Consider the following 23,817-nt stretch of genomic DNA (forward strand, 5'->3'; position numbering starts at 1 on the left):
AGATCCCAAGCAAGCTCGCGATCCGGTGCCCGCCAGATCGACGGAAACACTCCCTGTGTCGGAGCATTTCCTATGCCCCAGTGTGCCACTCAGCGATAAGGAATTTACCTACTGACAAGGCGCATAAAGTCGGTTTGCAATATTTGTTCAGAATTCTGAATCCGGGTTCAGAGCACCCAACGCTGTTGTTCTTCACGCAGAATGGGCTGTGTGGTCTGGCTAAACTCAGCCTGTGGATAATTCACGGGAGCGAATCCTCGTGAATCATCGGGGCTGAAATACCATTCAGTTATTACTTCATTGACGTGATGTACGGTCGTGGACTGCTCGGCTCCCAACCCGAGTCCCAGGTATGCAGCGAGAACCAGCGATGTCAGCCTGGTTAAATCCCTGCCATTTACAACCTTCGCGATCTGTTTTCGACCTATACGAAGCATGTTGTTCCCCATGTCCTTTTCCTTGAGGGTTTCGGTATCGTTCTGCGGAAAAAACACTGGCAATAACAGTGCTCCTGTCAGCTACCGGCTAATTGACATCAGCGTACCGAGCCGTAAGGATGCTCGAGCAAATTCCCATAATTGTTCAGATTCGAACTATCAGCCTAAACTCAGCGCCGTAGGACGTTTCAAAAAGCAATCGCACTCTCCGAGATGAAGGAACTACCCTGCATGCGTGTCGCAATATTGGATGACGAGCCCGCCGAGCTACGGCGGGTGGAACAGACACTGCGACAGATCCCGGCCACGAGAGAACAACCCTGGACGTTGCACAGCTTTGAACGAGGCGAAGATTTGCTGCGTCAGTTACGACGAGAAACATTCGATCTGTTGATCCTCGACTGGCAACTGCCCGACCTCAGTGGTTTGTCACTGCTGCGCTGGACTCGCGAACACATGGAAGCGCCACCAGCTGCGATCATGCTCACTAGCCGCGACGCGGAGAGCGACATCGTTCAGGCACTGAATGCGGGAGCCGACGATTACGTCAGCAAGCCGTTCCGACCCAACGAGCTCAAGGCGCGGGTGTCGGCTGTATTGCGCCGGCATGGCCTGCAACGTTCAACGGCTAACGAAGTGCAGAGCTTCAATGATCTCGAATTCGACGATGCTGAATTGACCGTCACCCGTGCCGGTAAGCCCATCAGTTTTACCGAGCGCGAATACCGCCTGGCACGCTGCCTGTTTGCCAACCTGGGCCGCCCGTTATCCCGGGAATATCTCTACGAGCGTTTCTGGACCCATGAAGAAATGGTGTCTTCTCGTCCTCTGGATACACATATCTATCGATTGCGAAACAAGCTAGGCCTGACCGCTGATCGAGGCTGGCAGCTGCTGACCATTTACGGTTACGGCTATCGACTTGAAAGCGTCCATCCCGCGAGCGAGTAGGGCGCAAGCTTCTTCAGTGACATCAACTCAACGCATAAAAAAAGCCAACGCTGAGCGTTGGCTTTTTTTATTTCAGCAGATCACACCTGATCAGAAGTCCAGGTTGGACACCGCCAAGGCGTTGGTTTCGATGAAGTCACGACGTGGCTCAACCGCATCACCCATCAGGGTGTTGAAGATCTGGTCGGCACCGATGGCATCTTCGATCGTCACTTTCAGCATACGACGCACGCTTGGGTCCATGGTGGTTTCCCAAAGCTGGTCCGGGTTCATCTCACCGAGACCTTTGTAGCGCTGGATGGTGTGACGCTTGGTGCTTTCAGCCATCAACCAGTCCAAAGCTTCCTTGAACTCGGTGACGGCTTTCTTGCGCTCGCCGCGTTGAATATATGCGCCTTCGTCCAGCAAGGTGCTCAATTGAGCGCCAAGGGTGACGACAGTCTTGTAGTCATTGCTGCCGAAGAAGTCGCGGTTGAAGGTGATGTAGTTCGACAGGCCGTGGGAGATCAGTTCGACCTCTGGCAGCCAGACGTTACGCTCACGGTCTTCACGCAGGCTGGCTTTGTAGACCAGGCCGGATTTCTCCACAGTGCGCAGACGGACTTCGTACTGGGCCAGCCAATCCTGCATTGCTGCGTGATCGGACAGTTGATCCATGCTCACCGCTGGCAGGTAGATGAAGTGCTCGGTCAGTTCCTGTGGATACAGGCGCGACAAACGCTTGAGAGTCTTCATCACCATGCGGAAGTCATTCACCAGACGCTCAAGCGCTTCACCGGAAATACCCGGAGCTTCTTCGTTCAGGTGCAGGCTCGCGTCTTCAAGCGCCGACTGCGTCATGTACTCTTCCATGGCGTCGTCGTCTTTGATGTATTGCTCTTGCTTGCCTTTCTTCACTTTGTACAACGGTGGCTGAGCGATATAGATGTAGCCACGCTCGATCAGCTCAGGCAACTGACGGAAGAAGAAGGTCAGCAGCAATGTGCGGATGTGCGAACCGTCGACGTCAGCATCGGTCATGATGATGATGTTGTGGTAACGCAACTTTTCGATGTTGTACTCGTCGCGACCGATGCCGCAGCCCAGCGCAGTGATCAAAGTGCCAACCTCTTGCGAGGAAATCATCTTGTCGAAGCGGGCTTTTTCAACGTTAAGGATTTTACCTTTCAGAGGCAGAATCGCTTGAGTCTTGCGGTTACGTCCCTGCTTGGCGGAACCGCCAGCAGAGTCACCTTCCACCAGGTACAGCTCGGAAAGGGCAGGGTCTTTCTCCTGGCAGTCAGCCAGTTTGCCCGGCAGGCCGGCGATATCCAGCGCACCTTTACGACGGGTCATCTCACGGGCTTTACGCGCCGCTTCACGAGCACGTGCGGCGTCGATCATTTTGCCGACAACCAGCTTGGCTTCGTTAGGGTTTTCCAACAGGAAGTCGGAGAAGTACTTGCCCATTTCCTGTTCGACAGCGGTCTTCACTTCGGAAGAAACCAGCTTGTCTTTGGTCTGGGAGCTGAACTTCGGATCTGGCACCTTGACCGAAATAATCGCCGTCAAACCTTCACGGGCATCGTCACCGGTGGTCGCGACTTTATGTTTCTTCGCCAGACCTTCCGCTTCGATGTAGGTATTCAGGTTACGGGTCAGCGCCGAACGGAACCCCACCAGGTGAGTACCGCCATCGCGCTGCGGGATGTTGTTGGTGAAGCACAACAGGTTCTCGTTGAAGCTGTCGTTCCACTGCAGGGCAATTTCTACACCGATGCCATCTTCACGCTGGACGTTGAAGTGGAACACCTGATTGACCGCAGTCCGGTTGGTATTCAGGTATTCAACGAACGCACGCAGACCGCCTTCGTACTTGAACAGTTCTTCCTTGCCGCTGCGTTCATCCTTGAGGACGATACCGACACCGGAGTTCAGGAAAGACAGTTCACGAATCCGCTTGGCCAGAATGTCCCAGCTGAAGTGGATGTTCTTGAAGGTCAGATCAGAGGGTTTGAAGTGAATCTGGGTACCGGTGGATTCGGTCTCACCGACGATTTTCATCGGCTCTTGAGGAACACCGTGAACGTAGGTTTGTTCCCAGATCTTGCCGCTGCGACGAACCGTCAGCACCAGCAACTCGGAAAGAGCGTTCACTACCGAGACACCTACACCGTGCAAACCGCCGGAGACTTTGTAGGAGTTGTCATCGAACTTACCGCCGGCGTGCAGTACGGTCATGATGACCTCGGCTGCCGAAACGCCTTCTTCTTTATGCACGTCTACCGGAATGCCGCGACCGTTGTCGCGTACGGTGATGGACTCGTCCGGGTGGATAATAATGCTGATGTCGTCGCAATGGCCGGCCAAAGCTTCGTCGATCGAGTTATCGACCACCTCGAACACCATGTGGTGCAGACCGCTGCCATCGTCGGTGTCACCAATGTACATACCGGGACGTTTGCGTACGGCATCCAGGCCTTTCAGCACTTTGATGCTGGTTGAGTCGTACGTATTTTCTTCGCTCATGCCTTCACTCCCGATGGTCGTGGGTCTGGGTGATACGGCCCTGTTCCACGTGGAACAGAGCGACTGGCGTTTCCGTCTGCCAGCCTTCCCTCAATAATTCGTGGTCTACACAGGTGATAAACACCTGGCAGCGTAAGTCTTCCAACAAGCGGCAAAGTGCGCGGCGGTGCTGCTCGTCCAGTTCGGACGGTAAGTCATCCACTAGATAAATACATTGGCCACGCCGGGCTTGGCTGACCAAATGCCCTTGGGCAATCCGCAACGCACAGACCACCAACTTCTGCTGACCGCGGGACAAGATATCCGCGGCGTTATGTGCGCCCAATCTAAGACGCAAATCAGCACGTTGTGGTCCGGCCTGGGTATGTCCCATTTGCTGATCCCGATGAAGGGATGTGGCGAGCACTGCACTCAGCTCTCGCTCCTTATCCCAGCCTCGGTAATAGCTAAGCGTTAAGCCCTCGAGCTCAACCAGTTCGCTTAAGGTCTGTTCAAAGACTGGTTTCAAGGCTTTGATATAAGCGCGGCGGTATTCATCAATTTCAGCGCTGGCCTGGCACAGTTCCCTGTCCCAAACCGCTTGCGAAACGGCGTCAAGTGTACCATGCCGCAGCCATGAGTTTCGCTGCCGAAGGGCCTTCTGCAGCCGCTGCCAAGTAGACATGAAACGTGGTTCCACGTGGAACACACCCCAGTCCAGAAACTGTCGACGGATTTTTGGAGCGCCTTCCAACAATCGGAAGCTGTCCGGATTGATCAATTGCAATGGCAGTATTTCAGCCAGCTGAGCCGCACTGCGAGCGTTCTGCCCGTCGATGCGGATTTGAAACTCCCCTTGGCGATCACGGGAAATCCCCAAGGCGCTGTGCCCACCCTCAGCCAATTCAACCTGACCAAACACGGTGCACGCCAATTGCTCATATTGAATAACCGGCAACAGACGGGCACTGCGGAACGAACGAGCGAGCCCTAGCAGATGGATGGCTTCCAGAACGCTGGTTTTGCCGCTGCCGTTGGCGCCGTAAAGAATGTTGATGCGAGGGGAAGGGGAGAAGGTCACCGGGTGCAAATTGCGCACCGCGGTGACCGAGACGCGACTGAGGGACATCTAGCTTCTGCTGAACATGATTACAGGCGCATCGGCATAACAACGTAAGCCGAGTCGTCGTTATCAGACTCTTGTACCAACGCACTGCTGTTGGAGTCGGACAGAATCAAACGTACTTGTTCAGTAGTCATCACGCCCAACACATCTAGCAGGTAGCTCACGTTGAAACCGATTTCCAGCGAGCCGCCGTTGTACTCCACGCCGACTTCTTCTTCGGCTTCTTCCTGCTCAGGGTTATTCGCCTGGATCTTCAACTGGCCGTTGGCCAATTGCAGACGAATACCACGGTACTTCTCGTTGGAGAGGATCGCAGTACGGCTGAACGCTTCACGCAACGCCTGACGATCGCCCAGAACGAGCTTGTCACCGCCTTTAGGCAGAACGCGCTCGTAGTCCGGGAACTTGCCGTCAACCAGTTTGGAAGTGAAGGTGAATTCACCGGTGGTCGCACGGATGTGATGCTGACCCAGTACGATGCTTACCAGCCCCTCAGGCTCTGTCAGCAAGCGAGCCAGCTCCAGAATACCTTTGCGCGGCACAATCACCTGGTGGCGATCGGTCTGGCCAATATCGGCTTGCATCGAGCACATCGCCAGACGGTGACCGTCGGTAGCCACCGCGCGGATGATGCCGGCGGACACTTCGAGCAACATACCGTTGAGGTAGTAGCGAACGTCCTGCTGAGCCATGGCGAAGCTGGTGCGTTCGATCAAACGACGCAGTTTGCTTTGCGCAAGTGTGCAGGTCAGCGAACCCGGGCCTTCTTCGACAGTCGGGAAATCATTGGCTGGCAACGTGGACAAGGTGAAGCGGCTACGGCCGGCTTTCACCACAAGCTTCTGCTCGTCGACCTTGATATCGATCAAGGCGTCGTTTGGCAGGCTCTTGCAGATATCCATCAGCTTGCGTGCAGGAACGGTAATTTCTCCTGACTCGGCAGGCTCTTCGAGTTGCACGCGACCGACCAGCTCGACTTCCAGGTCAGTACCGGTCAGCGACAGTTGCTGGCCTTCGACAACCAACAGCACGTTGGAAAGCACCGGCAAGGTCTGTCGGCGCTCAACGACGCCTGCGACCAGTTGCAGGGGTTTCAACAGGGCTTCGCGTTGAATGGTGAAATGCATGGTCTAGTCCCTTGCCTTAATAAGCTGCGCTGGTCTTCATCAAGTGGTCAGTGTACGCAGCAGGTTCTTGTAGTCCTCGCGGATGTCCGCGTCGGATTCCTTGAGCTCGTTGATCTTGCGGCATGCGTGCAAGACCGTGGTGTGATCTCGGCCACCGAACACATCGCCGATTTCCGGCAGACTGTGGTTGGTCAGCTCTTTGGACAATGCCATCGCTACCTGGCGTGGACGTGCGACCGAGCGCGAACGACGCTTGGACAGCAGATCGGAAATCTTGATCTTGTAGTACTCAGCGACAGTGCGCTGAATATTATCCACAGATACAAGCTTATCTTGCAGTGCCAGCAGGTCTTTCAGGGATTCACGAATCAACTCGATGGTGATGTCGCGGCCCATGAAGTGCGAGTGGGCGATAACACGTTTAAGTGCACCCTCCAGCTCACGTACGTTGGAGCGAATACGCTGGGCAATAAAGAACGCAGCGTCATGGGGCAGATCGACTTTGGCCTGATCGGCTTTCTTCATCAGAATCGCAACGCGGGTTTCCAGTTCCGGCGGCTCCACGGCAACCGTCAACCCCCAACCGAAGCGCGACTTCAAACGCTCTTCAAGCCCTTCAATCTCTTTAGGGTAACGGTCACTGGTAAGAATGACCTGCTGGCCACCTTCAAGCAGTGCGTTGAACGTGTGGAAGAACTCTTCCTGGGAACGTTCCTTGCGGGCGAAGAACTGGATGTCATCGATCAGCAGCGCATCGACCGAACGGTAGAAGCGCTTGAACTCGTTGATCGCGTTGAGCTGCAACGCTTTGACCATGTCCGCGACGAAGCGCTCGGAATGCAGGTACACAACCTTGGCATTCGGGTTCTTCTTTAATAGATGGTTACCCACAGCATGCATCAAGTGGGTTTTACCCAGACCAACCCCACCATAAAGGAAGAGCGGGTTATACCCATGCTTGGGATTGTCCGCGACCTGCCAGGCAGCAGCCCGGGCCAATTGGTTGGACTTACCTTCGACGAAATTCTCGAAGGTGAAGGTGCGGTTCAGGTAACTGGTGTGCTTTAGCGCGCCTTCAACCTGCACGGTGCGCTGCTCGGAGCGTACCGGGGCTTGTTGCGAGCTGGCGCCGGCCATTGGGTCGAAGCTGTCGCGAGAAGGCTCTTCACTGACCTGGGCAACCTTTTGCGTAGAGCGTTTGGCTGGCGCAGTCGGCACCGGGGCATTGACCACAGGTGTCGCCGCAGCCTGGGCTTGAGACGCCGCCGCAGCCAAAGGTGCATTAGGCGCAGCACGAGGTGCCGAGCTGCGTTTGCTACCTATTAATAAGGAAAGCGCAGGCGCCAGGCCATTGCCATGCTCATCAAGTAGCTCGAGCACGCGGCCCAGGTACTTTTCGTTGACCCAATCGAGAACAAAACGATTCGGTGCGTAGACACGCAACTCGTCGCCCTCGGCTTCGACCTGTAGTGGACGGATCCAGGTGTTGAATTGCTGGGCAGGCAGCTCATCGCGCAGAAGCTCCACGCACTGCTGCCAAAGTTCCACTGACACGGATATCCCCTAAGTTGAAAGCCGGTGAGGCAAAAACAGCCGCCATTGTAGCGACCAGACGCACACTTATCCACATGTAGGTTGCTGACAGGTCATGAAGAATCAACGCCTTATCCATAAAAAACACGACCAATGGTATGTGTATAAGCTCTGTGGATAAGCCCGCCTGAGCTCGTTGTACAAGTGGGGGGCAAACCCGGTGGATAACCTGCCTGTGGATAACATGGCATTCCACACACAGCTTATCCGATAGCGCAGCACAGGCAGAACACCGTTTCTCACCATGGTTGTCATTCTCTGTACATCAAGTGATGTAAGGCTTGAAGGTACTTATCCACAGATGCCGGCGGCCCTAGCTTTTATAAGCTTTACAGAAAAGCTTTAAATAATTCCCTTCTTTATTTCTATATCTGGCCACCCTCTGTCAGACGGCAAAAACCCACAGACATCTAATTTAAGGAAAAGCTGGTTGGAAATTGACCTAGAGGCTTGCTTTCTCTAGAATCGCCGGTCTCTTAAAACGGGGGCCATTCCGGCCCGTTGTGGACGAACCAGGTAACACGACATGAAACGTACTTTCCAACCAAGCACCATCAAACGCGCCCGTACTCACGGCTTCCGTGCTCGCATGGCTACCAAAAACGGCCGTGCAGTCCTGTCGCGTCGCCGCGCCAAAGGTCGTGCGCGTCTGGCAGTTTGATAATCCGGTACTGGTGGTGAGTCAGGACTTCAGTCGGGAAAAGCGTCTGCTTACACCCCGGCATTTCAAGGCAGTCTTTGACTCCCCCACCGGCAAGGTTCCGGGGAAAAATCTCCTGCTCCTTGCGCGTAACAACGATCTGGATCACCCCCGTCTGGGGTTAGTGATCGGCAAGAAGAGCGTAAAGCTCTCCGTTGAGCGCAATCGCCTCAAACGTCTGATGCGCGAATCGTTTCGCCTCCACCAGGATTCTCTGGTCGGTTGGGACATCGTTATCGTCGCGCGCAAAGGTTTGGGTGACGTAGAAAACCCCGAATTGATTCAGCATTTCGGCAAACTCTGGAAACGTCTGGCACGCAGCAAGCCGGTACCAGCAGTCAAAACCGAAACTGTAGGGGTAGACAGTCCCGATGCGTAAACTGGCACTCGTTCCGATCCAGTTTTACCGCTATGCCATTAGTCCTCTGATGGCCAGTCACTGTCGTTTCTACCCCAGTTGTTCCTGCTACGCGTACGAAGCCATAGAAAATCATGGCCTTCTGCGCGGTGGCTGGCTGGCCTTTCGTCGTTTAGGTCGCTGTCATCCGTGGAATCCCGGTGGTTATGACCCGGTTCCATCTATCCCTACCTCCCGTTCTTCTTCGATGGCCGAGTAATCATGGATATTAAACGCACGATCCTGATCGTCGCCCTGGCAATCGTGTCCTACGTTATGGTTCTTAAATGGAACCAGGACTATGGTCAGGCTGCCCTGCCGACTCAGAATGTTGCCGCCAGTACTACCGCACCGGGCCTACCGGAAACGGCGACTGGCAATAACGCCTCCGTTAGTGACGACATTCCACGCGCGGCAAGCGATACCAGTGCACCAGCCGAAGCTCCAGTGGCTGCAAGCAAAGACCTCATCCAGATCAAAACGGATGTGCTCGACCTGGCTATCGATCCACAAGGTGGTGATATCGCCCAGCTGAAGCTGCCGCTGTATCCACGTCGTCAGGATCACCCGGAAATTCCATTCCAGCTGTTCGATAACGGCGGTGAGCGGACCTATCTGGCGCAAAGCGGTCTGATCGGGACCAACGGTCCGGATGCCAGTTCATCGGGTCGCCCGGTATTCTCGTCCGAGAAGAAGACTTATCAACTGGCTGACGGTCAGGACCAACTGATCGTCGACCTGAAATACAGCGCCGGCGGCGTCAATTACATCAAGCGCTTCACCTTGAAGCGTGGTCTGTACGATGTAGGCGTTTCCTACCTGATCGACAACCAAAGCGCTCAGCCTTGGTCCGGTGCAATGTTCGCGCAATTGAAGCGTGACAATAGCGCCGATCCTTCTTCCAGCACTGCTACCGGCACCGCTACTTACCTGGGCGCTGCCCTGTGGACAAGTTCCGAGCCGTACAAGAAAGTGTCGATGAAGGACATGGACAAAGGCTCGCTGAAAGAAACCGTTCAAGGTGGTTGGGTTGCCTGGTTGCAGCACTACTTCGTGACTGCGTGGATTCCGGCGAAAGGCGAAAGCAACATCGTCCAGACCCGTAAAGACAGCAAAGGTAACTACATCATTGGTTACACTGGCCCGGCGTTGACCGTTGCGCCAGGCGCCAAGGCTGAAACGACCGCTACGCTTTATGCCGGTCCGAAAAGCCAGGCCGTACTGAAAGAGTTGTCCCCAGGCCTGGAATTGACTGTCGACTACGGCATTCTGTGGTTCATTGCCCAGCCGATCTTCTGGTTGCTGCAACATATCCACGCGCTGGTCGGTAACTGGGGCTGGTCGATCATCTTCCTGACCATGCTGATCAAAGGGCTCTTCTTCCCGCTGTCGGCAGCCAGTTACAAATCCATGGCACGCATGCGTGCAGTAGCGCCGAAATTGGCGGCTCTGAAAGAGCAACATGGTGATGACCGGCAGAAACTGTCGCAGTCGATGATGGAGTTGTACAAGAAAGAGAAGATCAACCCGCTGGGTGGATGCTTGCCGATTCTTGTGCAAATGCCGGTTTTCCTCTCGCTGTACTGGGTTCTCCTGGAAAGCGTGGAAATGCGCCAGGCACCCTTCATGCTGTGGATTACTGACCTGTCGATCAAGGATCCGTTCTTCATTCTGCCGATCATCATGGGTGCCACCATGTTCATCCAGCAGCAGTTGAACCCGACTCCTCCGGATCCGATGCAGGCCAAGGTGATGAAGCTGATGCCTATCATCTTCACCTTCTTCTTCCTGTGGTTCCCGGCTGGTCTGGTGCTGTACTGGGTGGTCAACAACTGTCTGTCGATCACACAACAGTGGTACATCACGCGTAAGATCGAAGCTGCTACCAAAAAAGCCGCTGCGTAACTTACTCTGTTGATAACCACTGAAAACGCCCCCTAGTGGGGCGTTTTGCTATCTGTCACTTTTGTCTGGATATTGGGTTATGAGCGTCCCTCGTGAAACCATCGCTGCCGTCGCTACCGCTCAAGGTCGTGGCGGTGTGGGCATCGTCCGAATCTCCGGACCGCTCGCAAGCATCGCCGCGAAAGCCTTCAGCGGCCGTGAACTGAAACCGCGTTTTGCGCACTACGGCCCGTTCCTCAGCGAGCAGGACGAAGTTCTGGATGAAGGCATTGCCCTATATTTCCCGGGGCCGAATTCATTTACCGGCGAAGACGTGCTCGAGCTCCAGGGCCACGGTGGTCCGATCGTGCTCGATATGCTGCTTCAGCGCTGTCTGCAATTGGGCTGCCGTCTGGCCCGTCCGGGGGAATTCAGCGAACGAGCGTTTCTTAACGACAAACTCGACCTGGCTCAGGCTGAAGCCATCGCCGACCTGATTGAAGCCAGTTCTACACAGGCCGCACGAAATGCTTTGCGTTCGTTGCAAGGCGCGTTTTCGCAGCGTGTGCATAACCTCACGGAACAGCTGATCAGCCTGCGTATCTATGTCGAAGCGGCGATTGATTTCCCGGAGGAGGAAATCGACTTCCTTGCCGATGGCCATGTGTTGAAGATGCTCGATACGGTGCGTGACGAGTTATCAACAGTACTGCGTGAAGCCGGGCAAGGGGCATTGCTGCGTGATGGCATGACCGTAGTGATCGCCGGTCGGCCAAATGCCGGCAAATCCAGTCTGCTCAATGCGCTGGCCGGGCGTGAAGCGGCGATCGTCACGGAAATTGCCGGAACCACTCGGGATATCCTTCGCGAACATATCCACATTGATGGCATGCCGCTGCATGTGGTCGATACTGCAGGGTTACGCGACACCGATGACCAGGTCGAAAAAATTGGCGTCGAGCGAGCTCTAAAGGCTATTGGTGAAGCTGATCGGATCTTGTTGGTGGTCGATGCCACCGCCCCCGAAGCTCTTGATCCGTTTTCGCTGTGGCCTGAGTTCCTGGAGCAGCGACCGGATCCGGCAAAAGTAACCTTGATTCGCAATAAGGCCGACCTGACGGGGGAAGCGATCGCGCTGGAAGTCAGTGAGGATGGCCACGTGACTATCAGCCTGAGCGCCAGGTCTGCCGGCGAAGGCCTGGAGTTGCTTCGCGATCACCTCAAAGCTTGCATGGGCTATGAGCAGACCTCGGAAAGCAGCTTCAGTGCTCGCAGGCGACATCTGGAAGCTTTGCGCCATGCCAGTACCTCACTCGAGCATGGTCGTGCGCAATTGACCCTCGCTGGTGCTGGTGAGCTTCTGGCGGAAGATTTGCGTCAGGCCCAGCAGGCTTTGGGTGAGATTACCGGTGCATTCAGTTCCGATGATCTGCTTGGCCGTATCTTTTCCAGCTTCTGCATCGGCAAATAACCTCACCATTCCCTCTGCAGGAGCCAAGCTTGCTCGCGAAGCGGCCTATCTGACAAACCGCATCGCATCGTTTGCTGGCAAGCCAGGCTCCCACCTCTGCACATTTCTCCAAATTATTTAAACCGCAGGCGGCATCGACCGCTTCGGTGGTTTCGCCGTGGGTGGAATTTGTTCCATTCAGCGCTTTTCTGTGGATTAAGCCCTGTGAATAACCGCCCTTAGGCTCAGTTGATAACAGGGCCAGAAAACTGAGGAAAACCCCGCCTGTGGACAACCATCACTTTTACCCACAGGCTTAAACCGGTTATCCAAGGGCCTCATTGCCACCTAACCACAGACTTATAAATCTCTGTACACATTGAAAATAAAGGCCTGTATAGATCTATCCACAGAATACAGGCTCAGTAGAAATAAACATAAAAACAAAGATTTATTAAATCTCTCTCTTTTAATTTCTATTATCTGTGATTCATCCACAGCTGGTTAAATTTTGTGCAAAGGGTTCTTTAAGAAGGTCGAAGTCCCTATACTTGCCGGTCTATCCGAATAACCCATAGAAGCAGGCACGAGGTGCGTGGTGGATTTCCCTTCCCGTTTTGAAGTGATCGTCATCGGCGGCGGTCATGCCGGTACCGAGGCTGCACTTGCGTCAGCACGCATGGGGGTAAAAACCCTGCTGCTTACGCATAACGTGGAAACCCTCGGAGCAATGAGCTGCAATCCCGCGATTGGCGGGATCGGCAAGAGCCATCTGGTCAAGGAAATCGATGCCCTTGGTGGCGCGATGGCCATGGCTACCGATAAAGGTGGTATTCAGTTTCGTGTGTTGAACAGCCGCAAAGGCCCAGCCGTGCGCGCTACTCGTGCCCAGGCCGACCGCGTTCTGTACAAGGCCGCTGTACGCGAGATTCTCGAGAACCAGCCGAACCTGTGGATATTTCAACAGGCTGCCGATGACCTGATCGTTGAACAGGAACAAGTGCGTGGTGTTGTCACCCAAATGGGCCTGCGTTTCTTCGCAGACTCCGTGGTGTTGACCACTGGCACCTTCCTCGGCGGACTTATCCACATCGGGATGCAGAATTATTCCGGCGGTCGTGCCGGCGATCCACCGTCGATCGCCCTGGCACATCGTCTGCGTGAACTGCCTTTGCGCGTGGGTCGCCTGAAAACCGGTACGCCACCGCGTATCGATGGCCGCTCTGTGGACTTTTCGGTAATGACCGAGCAACCCGGCGATACGCCGATTCCGGTGATGTCGTTCCTGGGGTCCAAAGAACAGCATCCAGCGCAGGTCAGTTGCTGGATTACCCACACCAATGCCCGTACACACGAGATCATCGCCTCGAACCTCGATCGTTCGCCGATGTATTCCGGGGTGATCGAAGGTATCGGTCCGCGTTACTGCCCGTCGATCGAAGACAAGATCCACCGCTTTGCCGACAAGGAAAGCCACCAGGTCTTCATCGAACCGGAAGGATTGACCACTCACGAGCTGTACCCGAACGGGATATCCACATCCTTGCCGTTTGATGTGCAGCTGCAGATCGTGCAATCGATCCGTGGCATGGAAAACGCTCACATTGTTCGCCCGGGCTACGCCATCGAGTACGACTACTTCGATCCGCGAGACCTGAAGTACAGCCTGGAAACCAAAGTCATCGGCGGTCTGTTCTTCGCCGGGCAGATCAACGGCACCACCGGTTACGAAGAAGCCGGTGCCCAGGGTTTGCTGGCCGGCACCAACGCGGCACTGCGTGCCCAGGGCAAAGACAGCTGGTGCCCGCGTCGCGACGAGGCATACATCGGCGTATTGGTCGACGACCTGATTACCCTGGGTACTCAGGAACCGTACCGGATGTTCACCTCCCGCGCCGAATACCGCTTGATCCTGCGCGAAGACAACGCGGACCTGCGTTTGACCGAAAAAGGTCGCGAATTGGGTCTGGTGGATGACGTGCGTTGGGCGGCTTTCTGCAAGAAACGCGAAAGCATCGAGCTGGAAGAACAGCGTCTGAAAAGTACCTGGGTTCGCCCTGGCACCGAACAAGGCGATGCAATCTCTGAAAAATTCGGCACGCCGCTGACTCACGAATACAACTTGCTGAACCTGCTGACCCGTCCGGAAATCGACTACGCTGGTCTGATCTCGGTGACTGGCGCGGGCACGGAAGATCCACAAGTCGCCGAGCAGGTTGAAATCAAGACCAAATACGCCGGCTACATCGATCGCCAGCAAGATGAAATCGCTCGACTGCGGGCCAGCGAAGACACCAGGTTGCCTGTGGATATCGATTACACGAACATCTCGGGGCTTTCCAAAGAGATTCAAAGCAAGCTCGGCGCGACCCGCCCGGAGACCCTGGGCCAGGCTTCGCGGATTCCGGGCGTTACCCCGGCAGCGATTTCGCTGCTGATGATTCATTTGAAAAAACGCGGCGCGGGCCGTCAGTTGGAGCAAAGCGCTTGAGTTCGTTGGTCACCTCGCAACACGCCGAAGAGTTATCCACAGGCGCTCGCCAGCTGGGTGTCAGCCTGACAGACGCCCAACATGCGCAGCTGCTGGACTACCTGGCCCTGTTGATAAAATGGAACAAGGCTTACAACCTCACGGCAGTACGTGATCCGGACGAAATGGTTTCACGGCATTTGCTCGACAGCCTGAGCGTGATGTCCTTCATCGAAAACGGTCGCTGGCTGGATGTCGGTAGTGGCGGCGGGATGCCTGGCATCCCGTTGGCAATCCTGTTTCCCGAGTCCCAAGTGACCTGCCTGGACAGCAATGGCAAGAAAACCCGTTTTCTGACCCAGGTCAAACTCGAACTAAAACTGGATAACCTGCAAGTTATCCACAGTCGCGTCGAAGCCTTCCAGCCTGAACTGCCATTCAACGGGATCATTTCCCGGGCGTTCAGCAGTATGGAGAACTTCAGCAATTGGACTCGCCACTTGGGCGATAGCGACACACGTTGGCTGGCAATGAAGGGCGTTCATCCTGCGGATGAGCTGGTAGCATTGCCGGCAGACTTCCACCTCGATAGCGAACACGCCCTGGCCGTACCTGGTTGCCAAGGCCAACGCCATCTGCTGATACTGCGCCGCACGGCATGATTGGGAACACAAGCAAGAATGGCTAAGGTATTCGCGATAGCGAACCAAAAGGGTGGTGTGGGCAAGACCACCACCTGCATCAACCTCGCAGCATCCCTGGTCGCGACCAAGCGTCGGGTGCTGTTGATCGATCTCGATCCACAGGGCAACGCCACCATGGGTAGCGGTGTGGATAAACACGGCCTGGAAAATTCGGTCTATGACCTGCTGATCGGTGAATGCGATCTGGCCCAGGCCATGCATTTTTCCGAGCATGGCGGTTATCAACTGCTACCGGCCAACCGCGATCTGACTGCGGCAGAAGTCGTTCTGCTGGAAATGCAGATGAAAGAAAGCCGTCTGCGCAGCGCCCTGGCGCCGATCCGTGAGAATTACGATTACATTCTGATCGACTGCCCGCCATCGCTGTCGATGCTCACGCTCAACGCTCTGGTGGCTTCCGATGGCGTGATTATCCCCATGCAGTGCGAGTATTTCGCACTGGAAGGTCTGAGCGACCTTGTGGATAACATCAAGCGTATCGCTGAACTGCTGAACCCGAACCTGAAAATCGAAGGCTTGCTGCGGACCATGTATGACCCGCGCCTGAGCCTGATGAACGACGTTTCAGCCCAGCTCAAGGAACACTTCGGTGAGCAGCTGTACGACACTGTGATTCCGCGCAACATTCGTCTGGCCGAAGCACCGAGTTATGGCATGCCGGCTCTGGCGTACGACAAACAATCCCGTGGCGCGCTGGCCTATCTGGCCCTGGCGGGCGAGATGGTTCGTCGCCAACGCAAAAACTCACGCACCGCCGCTGCTCAGGCAACTTAAGGAATCCCCATGGCCGTCAAGAAACGAGGTCTCGGACGTGGACTGGATGCACTGCTGAGTGGTCCGACTGTCAGCTTGCTGGAAGAGCAGGCGGTACAGGCAGATCAGCGTGAGCTGCAGCACTTGCCGTTGGACCTGATTCAACGTGGCAAATACCAGCCACGTCGGGACATGGATCCACAAGCGCTGGAAGAACTGGCTCAGTCGATCAAGGCACAGGGTGTGATGCAGCCGATTGTGGTTCGCCCGATCGGTGGTGGTCGCTTTGAAATCATTGCTGGCGAACGCCGCTGGCGTGCCAGTCAACAAGCCGGTCAGGAAACCATCCCGGCGATGGTGCGCGATGTGCCGGATGAGACCGCGATCGCCATGGCGCTGATTGAGAACATCCAGCGCGAAGACCTCAACCCTATCGAGGAAGCGGTCGCCCTGCAGCGCTTGCAGCAGGAATTCCAGCTGACTCAGCAGCAAGTCGCCGAAGCGGTGGGTAAATCCCGCGTGACCGTGGCCAACTTGCTGCGCTTGATCACGTTGCCTGAAGTAATCAAGACGATGCTGTCCCATGGTGACCTGGAAATGGGTCATGCACGTGCATTGCTGGGTTTGCCGGAAAATCAACAGGTTGAAGGGGCGCGACACGTTGTCGCACGTGGCCTGACTGTTCGCCAGACTGAAGCCCTGGTTCGCCAGTGGTTGAGTGGTAAACAGGAGCCTGCCGAACCCACCAAACCTGACCCTGATATTGCCCGTCTCGAGCAGCGTCTGGCTGAGCGCCTGGGCTCTGCGGTGCAGATCCGCCACGGAAAGAAGGGCAAAGGACAGTTGGTCATCGGTTATAACTCACTCGATGAGTTGCAAGGCGTTCTCGCACACATCCGCTGAAACAAAACCATATGTAGCGCGCAGACGGAAATCACTACCTGGCAGTTGAATAGGGGCAGAACCGCCCCTATACTCTGCGCGCATTTTGTCGGCACAAATTATGCCAAGTTATTGAATTTTGGTAGCCGGCCCTTGGGGGGCAATAGTGATGGAAAGCCGCACGCCAAACCGCTTGCCGTTCCATCGCTTGGCGGTATTTCCGGTGTTATTGGCTCAATTTGTCGTTTTGCTGCTCGCCGCTTTGGCGCTCTGGCGATGGCATGGAGTCGTAGCCGGATACTCGGGACTCTGCGGAGGACTGATAGCCTTGCTGCCCAATGTGTATTTCGCTCACAGGGCATTTCGGTTTTCCGGCGCCCGAGCAGCTCAAGCCATCGTCCGGTCTTTTTATGCTGGCGAGGCGGGCAAACTGATTTTGACGGCTGTGCTGTTTGCACTGACGTTTGCAGGTGTGAAGCCATTGGCGCCATTAGCTGTATTTGGCGTCTTCGTGCTGACCCAACTGGTCAGCTGGTTCGCTCCCCTGCTAATGAAAACAAGACTTTCGAGACCTTAGGGCGTTTGAGGCAACCATGGCAGCAGAAACCGCTTCGGGCTATATCCAGCACCACTTGCAGAACCTGACCTTCGGTCATCTACCTAACGGTGGCTGGGGTTTTGCCCACACCGCAGCAGAAGCCAAAGAAATGGGCTTCTGGGCATTCCACGTCGATACCCTCGGCTGGTCTGTTGCGTTGGGTCTGATTTTCGTCCTTCTTTTCCGCATGGCGGCAAAGAAGGCGACTTCCGGTCAACCAGGTGCTTTGCAAAACTTTGTTGAAGTTCTGATCGAGTTCGTCGACGGCAGCGTGAAAGACACCTTTCACGGCCGTAACCCGTTGATCGCGCCATTGGCCCTGACGATTTTTGTCTGGGTATTCCTGATGAACGCTATCGACCTGGTACCGGTCGACTGGATTCCTAAACTGGCCGCAATGATTTCCGGGGACCAACATCTGGTCTTCCGCGCCGTTGCGACCACTGACCCGAACGCGACTCTGGGCATGTCCCTGTCGGTGTTCGCGTTGATCATTTGCTATAGCATCAAGGTCAAGGGCATCGGCGGTTTCATCGGCGAACTGACCCTTCACCCGTTCGGCAGCAAGAACATTTTCGTTCAGGCTCTGCTGATTCCGGTGAACTTCCTGCTTGAATTCGTGACGCTGGTTGCCAAACCGATCTCTCTGGCACTGCGTCTGTTCGGCAACATGTACGCTGGCGAGCTGGTGTTCATCCTGATCGCTGTCATGTTCGGCAGCGGCCTGCTCTGGCTCAGCGGCCTGGGCGTGGTGCTGCAATGGGCGTGGGCTGTATTCCACATCCTGATCATCACCCTGCAAGCGTTTATCTTCATGATGCTCAGCATCGTCTATCTGTCGATGGCGCACGAAGAGAACCATTAAGACCCGCCTGGCGAGTCTGATGACCCTCTCGTTTTGGCGCGAGGGTGCCCATTGGGGCTGATGTATCAAACGATTTTGTTTTACCGCTTTAATCTAAAAAACCTAAACCATACGACGTAAAAGTCGGGAGGAAAGATGGAAACTGTAGTTGGTCTAACCGCTATCGCTGTTGCACTGTTGATCGGCCTGGGCGCACTGGGTACCGCAATTGGTTTCGGCCTGTTGGGCGGCAAGTTCCTGGAAGGCGCAGCGCGTCAGCCAGAAATGGTTCCAATGCTGCAAGTTAAAATGTTCATCGTTGCCGGTCTGCTCGACGCCGTAACCATGATCGGCGTTGGTATCGCTCTGTTCTTCACCTTCGCGAACCCTTTCGTTGGTCAACTCGCTCACTAATTACTCGGTTTTTCGAGTTGAGCAAGTGTGATGGACAACGAACGAGCGAGGTGTTGGCGTGAACATTAATGCAACCCTGATTGGCCAGTCCGTTGCGTTCTTCATTTTTGTACTGTTTTGCATGAAGTTCGTGTGGCCTCCGGTCATCGCGGCTTTGCACGAACGTCAGAAGAAGATCGCGGATGGACTGGACGCTGCCGCCCGAGCAGCTCGCGACCTGGAATTGGCCCAAGATAAAGTGGGTCAACAACTGCGCGAAGCAAAAGCTCAGGCAGCCGAAATCATTGAGCAAGCCAAGAAACGCGGTAATCAGATCGTCGATGAGGCTGTTGATAAAGCCCGTGTCGATGCTGAACGTGTGAAGGTTCAGGCTCAGGCCGAGATCGAGCAGGAACTGAATGGTGTCAAAGACGCGCTGCGTGCCCAACTGGGTGCTCTGGCCGTTGGCGGTGCCGAGAAGATCCTGGGTGCCACAATCGATCAAAACGCGCACGCGGAGCTGGTTAACAAACTGGCTGCTGAAATTTAAGCGAGGGCGATCATGGCAGAACTGACCACGTTGGCCCGACCTTACGCTAAGGCAGCCTTCGAGCACGCCCAGGCCCACCAGCAGCTGGCCTCTTGGTCAGCCATGCTCGGCCTGGCTGCAGCAGTGTCGCAAGACGACACCATGCAGCGCGTGCTCAAGGCCCCGCGACTGACGAGCGCAGACAAGGCCACCACGTTTATTGACGTGTGTGGCGAGAAGTTTGATGTGAAGGTACAGAACTTCATTCACGTTGCAGCCGAGAACGACCGTCTTCAGCTTTTGCCGGAGATCGCCGCTCTGTTTGACCTGTACAAGGCCGAACAAGAGAAATCGGTAGACGTGGAAGTCACCAGTGCTTTTGCATTGAACCAAGAACAGCAAGACAAACTCGCCAAGGTTCTCAGTGCACGACTCGACCGGGAAGTGCGCCTGCAAGTTGCGGAGGATGCCACCCTTATCGGTGGTGTCATCATTCGCGCCGGCGACCTGGTTATCGATGGCTCGATTCGCGGCAAACTCGCGAACCTTGCCGAAGCATTGAAATCTTGAGTTTGAAGGGGCAGCAGAGCAATGCAGCAACTCAATCCTTCCGAAATAAGTGAAATTATCAAGGGCCGCATCGACAAGCTCGATGTGACCTCCCAAGCCCGTAACGAAGGCACTGTCGTCAGCGTATCTGACGGTATCGTGCGGATTCACGGTCTGGCCGACGTTATGTACGGCGAGATGATCGAGTTTCCGGGCGGCGTCTTCGGTATGGCCCTCAACCTGGAGCAAGACTCTGTAGGCGCCGTTGTATTGGGCTCTTACCAGTCTCTGGCTGAAGGCATGAGCGCCAAGTGCACTGGCCGCATCCTCGAAGTTCCAGTTGGTAAGGAACTGCTGGGTCGCGTAGTCGACGCACTGGGTAACCCAGTTGACGGCAAAGGTCCGCTGAACAACACCGAGACCGATGCGGTCGAGAAAGTTGCACCAGGCGTGATTTGGCGTAAGTCGGTAGACCAGCCTGTACAGACTGGCTACAAGGCTGTCGATGCCATGATCCCTGTCGGCCGTGGCCAGCGTGAGCTGATCATCGGTGACCGTCAGATCGGTAAAACCGCTCTGGCGATCGACGCGATCATCAACCAGAAAAACAGCGGCATCTTTTGCGTCTACGTAGCAATCGGTCAGAAACAATCGACCATCGCTAACGTGGTTCGCAAGCTGGAAGAAAACGGCGCCCTGGCAAACACGATCATCGTGGCTGCCAGTGCTTCCGAATCTCCTGCGCTGCAATTCCTGGCACCGTACTCCGGTTGCACCATGGGCGAATACTTCCGTGACCGCGGTGAAGACGCGCTGATCGTTTATGACGATCTCTCCAAGCAAGCAGTGGCCTACCGCCAGATTTCCCTGCTGCTGCGCCGTCCACCAGGCCGTGAAGCTTACCCAGGCGACGTGTTCTATCTCCACTCCCGTCTGCTGGAGCGTGCATCCCGCGTTTCGGAAGAGTACGTAGAGAAGTTCACCAACGGTGCCGTGACTGGCAAGACCGGTTCTTTGACCGCTCTGCCAATCATTGAAACCCAGGCTGGCGACGTTTCCGCGTTCGTTCCGACCAACGTGATTTCCATCACCGACGGTCAGATCTTCCTGGAATCGGCCATGTTCAACTCCGGGATCCGTCCGGCTGTGAACGCCGGTGTTTCGGTATCCCGTGTGGGTGGTGCCGCTCAGACCAAGATCATCAAGAAGCTTTCCGGTGGTATCCGTACCGCTCTGGCTCAGTACCGTGAACTGGCTGCATTTGCTCAGTTCGCTTCTGACCTGGACGAAGCCACTCGCAAGCAGCTTGAGCATGGTCAGCGCGTTACCGAGCTGATGAAGCAGAAGCAATATGCGCCGATGTCCATCGCCGACATGTCGTTGTCCCTGTATGCCGCTGAACGTGGCTTCCTGGTTGACGTCGAGATTCAAAAAATCGGTAGCTTCGAGCAGGCCATGATTGCTTACTTCAACCGCGATCACGCCGATTTGATGGCGAAGATCAACGTGAAGGGTGACTTCAATGACGAAATCGACGCTGGCCTCAAAGCCGGTATCGAAAAGTTCAAGGCCACCCAAACCTGGTAAGCCGCAGCGGGGGCCGAGAGGCTCCCGCTTGCTAACCTGATAGGTGTTACATGGCAGGCGCAAAAGAGATTCGCAGTAAGATTGCGAGCATCAAAAGCACGCAAAAGATCACCAGCGCCATGGAAAAAGTGGCGGTCAGCAAAATGCGCAAGGCACAAATGCGCATGGCTGCTAGCCGTCCTTACGCGGAGCGCATCCGCCAGGTTATTGGTCATCTGGCCAACGCCAACCCGGAATATCGCCACCCGTTCATGATCGACCGCGAAACCAAGCGCGTCGGTTATGTCGTAGTGAGCAGTGACCGTGGTTTGTGCGGTGGTTTGAATACCAACCTGTTCAAGGCTTTGATCAAGGACATGGCGGTAAACCGCGAACGCGGCGTAGAGATCGATCTGTGCGTGGTCGGCAGCAAAGGTGCGGCATTTTTCCGCAACTTCGGCGGTAACGTAGTCGCTGCTATCAGCCACCTGGGTGAAGAGCCGTCGATCAATGATCTGATCGGCAGCGTCAAGGTGATGCTGGATGCCTACCTGGACGGCCGTATTGACCGCCTGTCCGTGGTATCCAACAAGTTCATCAACACCATGACGCAACAGCCTACCGTGGAGCAGTTGATTCCATTGGTGGCGACCCCGGAAAAAGAACTCAAGCATCACTGGGACTACCTCTACGAACCAGACGCCAAAGAGCTGCTTGACGGCTTGATGGTGCGCTACGTGGAGTCGCAGGTGTACCAGGCGGTGGTCGAGAACAACGCAGCTGAACAAGCAGCGCGGATGATCGCGATGAAGAACGCTACCGACAACGCCGGTGATTTGATCAGCGATTTGCAGCTGATCTACAACAAGGCGCGTCAGGCTGCGATCACCCAAGAGATCTCGGAAATCGTCGGCGGCGCTGCCGCGGTTTAACGGTTCAAATATTCAGAGGATCCAGCTATGAGTAGCGGACGTATCGTTCAAATCATCGGCGCCGTTATCGACGTGGAATTTCCACGCGACAGCGTACCGAGCATCTACAACGCGCTGAAAGTACAAGGCGCGGAAACTACCCTGGAAGTTCAGCAACAGCTGGGCGACGGCGTAGTTCGTACCATTGCGATGGGTTCCACCGAAGGCTTGAAGCGCGGTCTGGGCGTTATCGACTCCGGCGCAGCCATCTCCGTACCGGTCGGTAAAGCGACTCTGGGCCGGATCATGGACGTTCTGGGCAACCCGATCGACGAAGCAGGCCCGATTGACACCGAAGAGCGCTGGGGCATTCACCGTCCTGCGCCATCCTTCGCTGAACAAGCTGGCGGCAACGACCTGCTGGAAACCGGTATCAAGGTTATCGACCTGGTTTGCCCGTTCGCCAAGGGTGGTAAAGTCGGTCTGTTCGGTGGTGCCGGTGTAGGCAAAACCGTAAACATGATGGAACTGATCCGTAACATCGCCATCGAGCACAGCGGTTATTCCGTGTTCGCCGGTGTGGGTGAGCGTACCCGTGAGGGTAACGACTTCTACCACGAGATGAAGGATTCCAACGTTCTGGACAAAGTTGCACTGGTTTACGGTCAGATGAACGAGCCGCCGGGTAACCGTCTGCGCGTAGCACTGACTGGCCTGACCATGGCCGAGAAGTTCCGTGACGAAGGTAACGACGTACTGTTGTTCGTCGACAACATCTATCGTTACACCCTGGCCGGTACTGAAGTATCCGCACTGCTGGGCCGTATGCCTTCGGCAGTAGGTTACCAGCCGACCCTGGCTGAAGAGATGGGCGTTCTGCAAGAACGTATCACTTCGACCAAGGAAGGTTCGATCACTTCGATCCAGGCGGTATACGTACCGGCGGATGACTTGACCGACCCGTCGCCAGCGACCACCTTCGCCCACTTGGACGCCACCGTCGTACTGTCCCGTGACATCGCTTCCCTGGGTATCTACCCAGCGGTCGATCCACTGGACTCGACTTCGCGCCAGCTGGACCCGATGGTTATCGGCCAGGAACACTACGACACCGCTCGCGGCGTGCAGTATGTGTTGCAGCGCTACAAAGAGCTGAAGGACATCATTGCGATCCTGGGTATGGACGAGCTGTCGGAAGCCGACAAACAGTTGGTAAACCGTGCTCGTAAGATCCAGCGCTTCTTGTCGCAGCCGTTCTTCGTGGCTGAAGTCTTCACCGGTGCTTCGGGTAAATACGTTTCCCTGAAAGACACCATTGCTGGCTTCAAAGGCATCCTCAACGGTGACTACGACCACCTGCCAGAACAAGCGTTCTACATGGTCGGCAGCATCGAAGAAGCGATCGAGAAAGCCAAAAAACTGTAATCCCGGCGCCCGGCAACGGGCGCTAATCAGGTTGAGGCAAG

The 23,817-nt window shown here is 55.5% G+C and carries 23 protein-coding genes; 18 read left to right on the forward strand and 5 right to left on the reverse strand.

All coding sequences use genetic code 11. From position 1 onward, the window contains the following. Positions 1 to 167: 167 nt before the first annotated feature. Positions 168 to 500: a hypothetical protein gene (locus AC07W5_RS00545; RefSeq protein ID WP_495022610.1), complete on the reverse strand. Its 333-nt coding sequence runs from the start codon at positions 498 to 500 to the stop codon at positions 168 to 170. A 168-nt stretch (positions 501 to 668) separates the two neighbouring features. On the opposite strand from AC07W5_RS00545, the gene AC07W5_RS00550 reads away from it, so the two are divergent. Continuing rightward, the gene (locus AC07W5_RS00550) at positions 669 to 1,388 is read left to right on the forward strand and encodes a response regulator transcription factor (RefSeq protein WP_495010511.1); all 720 of its coding nucleotides are present in this window, start codon (positions 669 to 671) and stop codon (positions 1,386 to 1,388) included. Positions 1,389 to 1,478: 90 nt separating this feature from the next. Here the strand turns inward: AC07W5_RS00550 and gyrB are convergent, their stop codons facing one another. Genes gyrB through dnaA form a run of 4 tightly spaced genes read right to left on the reverse strand, consistent with a single transcriptional unit; the run spans position 1,479 to position 7,682 of the window. Continuing rightward, on the reverse strand, positions 1,479 to 3,896 hold the full coding sequence (gyrB, locus tag AC07W5_RS00555) for a DNA topoisomerase (ATP-hydrolyzing) subunit B (RefSeq protein ID WP_495010510.1): 2,418 nt from the start codon (positions 3,894 to 3,896) through the stop codon (positions 1,479 to 1,481). A gap of 4 nt (positions 3,897 to 3,900) precedes the next feature. After that, positions 3,901 to 5,004 (reverse strand): DNA replication/repair protein RecF, encoded by a 1,104-nt coding sequence (gene recF / locus AC07W5_RS00560; RefSeq protein ID WP_494991051.1) that lies wholly within the window; start codon positions 5,002 to 5,004, stop codon positions 3,901 to 3,903. Between the two features lie 20 nt (positions 5,005 to 5,024). Continuing rightward, positions 5,025 to 6,128: a DNA polymerase III subunit beta gene (dnaN, locus tag AC07W5_RS00565; RefSeq protein ID WP_495010509.1), complete on the reverse strand. Its 1,104-nt coding sequence runs from the start codon at positions 6,126 to 6,128 to the stop codon at positions 5,025 to 5,027. A 39-nt stretch (positions 6,129 to 6,167) separates the two neighbouring features. Beyond that, positions 6,168 to 7,682 carry a chromosomal replication initiator protein DnaA gene (gene dnaA, locus AC07W5_RS00570; protein WP_495010508.1) on the reverse strand — a complete coding sequence of 505 codons (1,515 nt, stop codon included), beginning with the start codon at positions 7,680 to 7,682 and terminating at the stop codon, positions 6,168 to 6,170. A gap of 565 nt (positions 7,683 to 8,247) precedes the next feature. On the opposite strand from dnaA, the gene rpmH reads away from it, so the two are divergent. From rpmH to atpD, 17 genes are all read left to right on the forward strand, one after another. After that, entirely contained in the window at positions 8,248 to 8,382 is a 135-nt protein-coding gene (gene rpmH, locus AC07W5_RS00575) for a 50S ribosomal protein L34 (RefSeq protein ID WP_003213577.1), read from the forward strand. Between the two features lie 16 nt (positions 8,383 to 8,398). Beyond that, the gene (gene rnpA, locus AC07W5_RS00580; protein ID WP_208492426.1) at positions 8,399 to 8,800 is read left to right on the forward strand and encodes a ribonuclease P protein component; all 402 of its coding nucleotides are present in this window, start codon (positions 8,399 to 8,401) and stop codon (positions 8,798 to 8,800) included. Then, complete coding sequence (yidD, locus tag AC07W5_RS00585; RefSeq protein ID WP_074872215.1) at positions 8,793 to 9,038, forward strand: membrane protein insertion efficiency factor YidD; 246 nt, start codon at positions 8,793 to 8,795, stop codon at positions 9,036 to 9,038. The genes rnpA and yidD overlap by 8 nt, the downstream gene beginning before the upstream one ends. 2 nt (positions 9,039 to 9,040) lie before the next feature. After that, positions 9,041 to 10,723, forward strand: a complete 1,683-nt coding sequence (gene yidC, locus AC07W5_RS00590; RefSeq protein ID WP_494991048.1) for a membrane protein insertase YidC — start codon at positions 9,041 to 9,043, stop codon at positions 10,721 to 10,723. Positions 10,724 to 10,802: 79 nt separating this feature from the next. Continuing rightward, positions 10,803 to 12,173, forward strand: coding sequence for a tRNA uridine-5-carboxymethylaminomethyl(34) synthesis GTPase MnmE (gene mnmE / locus AC07W5_RS00595; RefSeq protein ID WP_494991047.1), 1,371 nt, complete (start codon positions 10,803 to 10,805; stop codon positions 12,171 to 12,173). A gap of 577 nt (positions 12,174 to 12,750) precedes the next feature. After that, positions 12,751 to 14,643, forward strand: a complete 1,893-nt coding sequence (mnmG, locus tag AC07W5_RS00600) for a tRNA uridine-5-carboxymethylaminomethyl(34) synthesis enzyme MnmG (protein WP_494991046.1) — start codon at positions 12,751 to 12,753, stop codon at positions 14,641 to 14,643. After that, entirely contained in the window at positions 14,640 to 15,284 is a 645-nt protein-coding gene (gene rsmG / locus AC07W5_RS00605) for a 16S rRNA (guanine(527)-N(7))-methyltransferase RsmG (RefSeq protein ID WP_494991045.1), read from the forward strand. The genes mnmG and rsmG overlap by 4 nt, the downstream gene beginning before the upstream one ends. 18 nt (positions 15,285 to 15,302) lie before the next feature. Then, a complete protein-coding gene (locus AC07W5_RS00610) occupies positions 15,303 to 16,100 on the forward strand; it encodes a ParA family protein (protein WP_494991044.1) in 798 nt (265 codons plus the stop codon). Between the two features lie 9 nt (positions 16,101 to 16,109). Then, positions 16,110 to 16,982 (forward strand): ParB/RepB/Spo0J family partition protein, encoded by an 873-nt coding sequence (locus AC07W5_RS00615; RefSeq protein WP_495010507.1) that lies wholly within the window; start codon positions 16,110 to 16,112, stop codon positions 16,980 to 16,982. A gap of 148 nt (positions 16,983 to 17,130) precedes the next feature. Next, positions 17,131 to 17,538 carry a F0F1 ATP synthase subunit I gene (locus AC07W5_RS00620; RefSeq protein ID WP_494991042.1) on the forward strand — a complete coding sequence of 136 codons (408 nt, stop codon included), beginning with the start codon at positions 17,131 to 17,133 and terminating at the stop codon, positions 17,536 to 17,538. Between the two features lie 16 nt (positions 17,539 to 17,554). Next, positions 17,555 to 18,424 (forward strand): F0F1 ATP synthase subunit A, encoded by an 870-nt coding sequence (gene atpB / locus AC07W5_RS00625; protein ID WP_494991041.1) that lies wholly within the window; start codon positions 17,555 to 17,557, stop codon positions 18,422 to 18,424. A 135-nt stretch (positions 18,425 to 18,559) separates the two neighbouring features. Next, entirely contained in the window at positions 18,560 to 18,817 is a 258-nt protein-coding gene (gene atpE, locus AC07W5_RS00630; protein WP_019694395.1) for a F0F1 ATP synthase subunit C, read from the forward strand. 58 nt (positions 18,818 to 18,875) lie between these two features. Continuing rightward, on the forward strand, positions 18,876 to 19,346 hold the full coding sequence (locus AC07W5_RS00635; protein WP_494991040.1) for a F0F1 ATP synthase subunit B: 471 nt from the start codon (positions 18,876 to 18,878) through the stop codon (positions 19,344 to 19,346). Positions 19,347 to 19,358: 12 nt separating this feature from the next. After that, positions 19,359 to 19,895 carry a F0F1 ATP synthase subunit delta gene (locus AC07W5_RS00640; protein ID WP_495010506.1) on the forward strand — a complete coding sequence of 179 codons (537 nt, stop codon included), beginning with the start codon at positions 19,359 to 19,361 and terminating at the stop codon, positions 19,893 to 19,895. Between the two features lie 21 nt (positions 19,896 to 19,916). Continuing rightward, on the forward strand, positions 19,917 to 21,461 hold the full coding sequence (gene atpA, locus AC07W5_RS00645; RefSeq protein WP_494991038.1) for a F0F1 ATP synthase subunit alpha: 1,545 nt from the start codon (positions 19,917 to 19,919) through the stop codon (positions 21,459 to 21,461). A 50-nt stretch (positions 21,462 to 21,511) separates the two neighbouring features. Next, the gene (atpG, locus tag AC07W5_RS00650; protein ID WP_494991037.1) at positions 21,512 to 22,372 is read left to right on the forward strand and encodes a F0F1 ATP synthase subunit gamma; all 861 of its coding nucleotides are present in this window, start codon (positions 21,512 to 21,514) and stop codon (positions 22,370 to 22,372) included. Positions 22,373 to 22,399: 27 nt separating this feature from the next. Continuing rightward, on the forward strand, positions 22,400 to 23,776 hold the full coding sequence (gene atpD, locus AC07W5_RS00655; protein ID WP_494991036.1) for a F0F1 ATP synthase subunit beta: 1,377 nt from the start codon (positions 22,400 to 22,402) through the stop codon (positions 23,774 to 23,776). Positions 23,777 to 23,817: the final 41 nt, after the last annotated feature.

The organism is Pseudomonas sp. GW821-FHT01E05 (genome assembly GCF_059422425.1).

Coding starts and splice junctions, on each gene's coding strand:
- AC07W5_RS00550 (WP_495010511.1), top strand. CDS start 669: ATGCGTGTCGCAATATTGGATGACGAGCCCGCCGAGCTACGGCGGGTG.
- gyrB (WP_495010510.1), bottom strand. CDS start 3,896: ATGAGCGAAGAAAATACGTACGACTCAACCAGCATCAAAGTGCTGAAA.
- recF (WP_494991051.1), bottom strand. CDS start 5,004: ATGTCCCTCAGTCGCGTCTCGGTCACCGCGGTGCGCAATTTGCACCCG.
- dnaN (WP_495010509.1), bottom strand. CDS start 6,128: ATGCATTTCACCATTCAACGCGAAGCCCTGTTGAAACCCCTGCAACTG.
- rpmH (WP_003213577.1), top strand. CDS start 8,248: ATGAAACGTACTTTCCAACCAAGCACCATCAAACGCGCCCGTACTCAC.
- yidD (WP_074872215.1), top strand. CDS start 8,793: ATGCGTAAACTGGCACTCGTTCCGATCCAGTTTTACCGCTATGCCATT.
- yidC (WP_494991048.1), top strand. CDS start 9,041: ATGGATATTAAACGCACGATCCTGATCGTCGCCCTGGCAATCGTGTCC.
- mnmE (WP_494991047.1), top strand. CDS start 10,803: ATGAGCGTCCCTCGTGAAACCATCGCTGCCGTCGCTACCGCTCAAGGT.
- AC07W5_RS00610 (WP_494991044.1), top strand. CDS start 15,303: ATGGCTAAGGTATTCGCGATAGCGAACCAAAAGGGTGGTGTGGGCAAG.
- AC07W5_RS00615 (WP_495010507.1), top strand. CDS start 16,110: ATGGCCGTCAAGAAACGAGGTCTCGGACGTGGACTGGATGCACTGCTG.
- AC07W5_RS00620 (WP_494991042.1), top strand. CDS start 17,131: ATGGAAAGCCGCACGCCAAACCGCTTGCCGTTCCATCGCTTGGCGGTA.
- atpB (WP_494991041.1), top strand. CDS start 17,555: ATGGCAGCAGAAACCGCTTCGGGCTATATCCAGCACCACTTGCAGAAC.
- atpE (WP_019694395.1), top strand. CDS start 18,560: ATGGAAACTGTAGTTGGTCTAACCGCTATCGCTGTTGCACTGTTGATC.
- AC07W5_RS00640 (WP_495010506.1), top strand. CDS start 19,359: ATGGCAGAACTGACCACGTTGGCCCGACCTTACGCTAAGGCAGCCTTC.
- atpA (WP_494991038.1), top strand. CDS start 19,917: ATGCAGCAACTCAATCCTTCCGAAATAAGTGAAATTATCAAGGGCCGC.
- atpG (WP_494991037.1), top strand. CDS start 21,512: ATGGCAGGCGCAAAAGAGATTCGCAGTAAGATTGCGAGCATCAAAAGC.
- atpD (WP_494991036.1), top strand. CDS start 22,400: ATGAGTAGCGGACGTATCGTTCAAATCATCGGCGCCGTTATCGACGTG.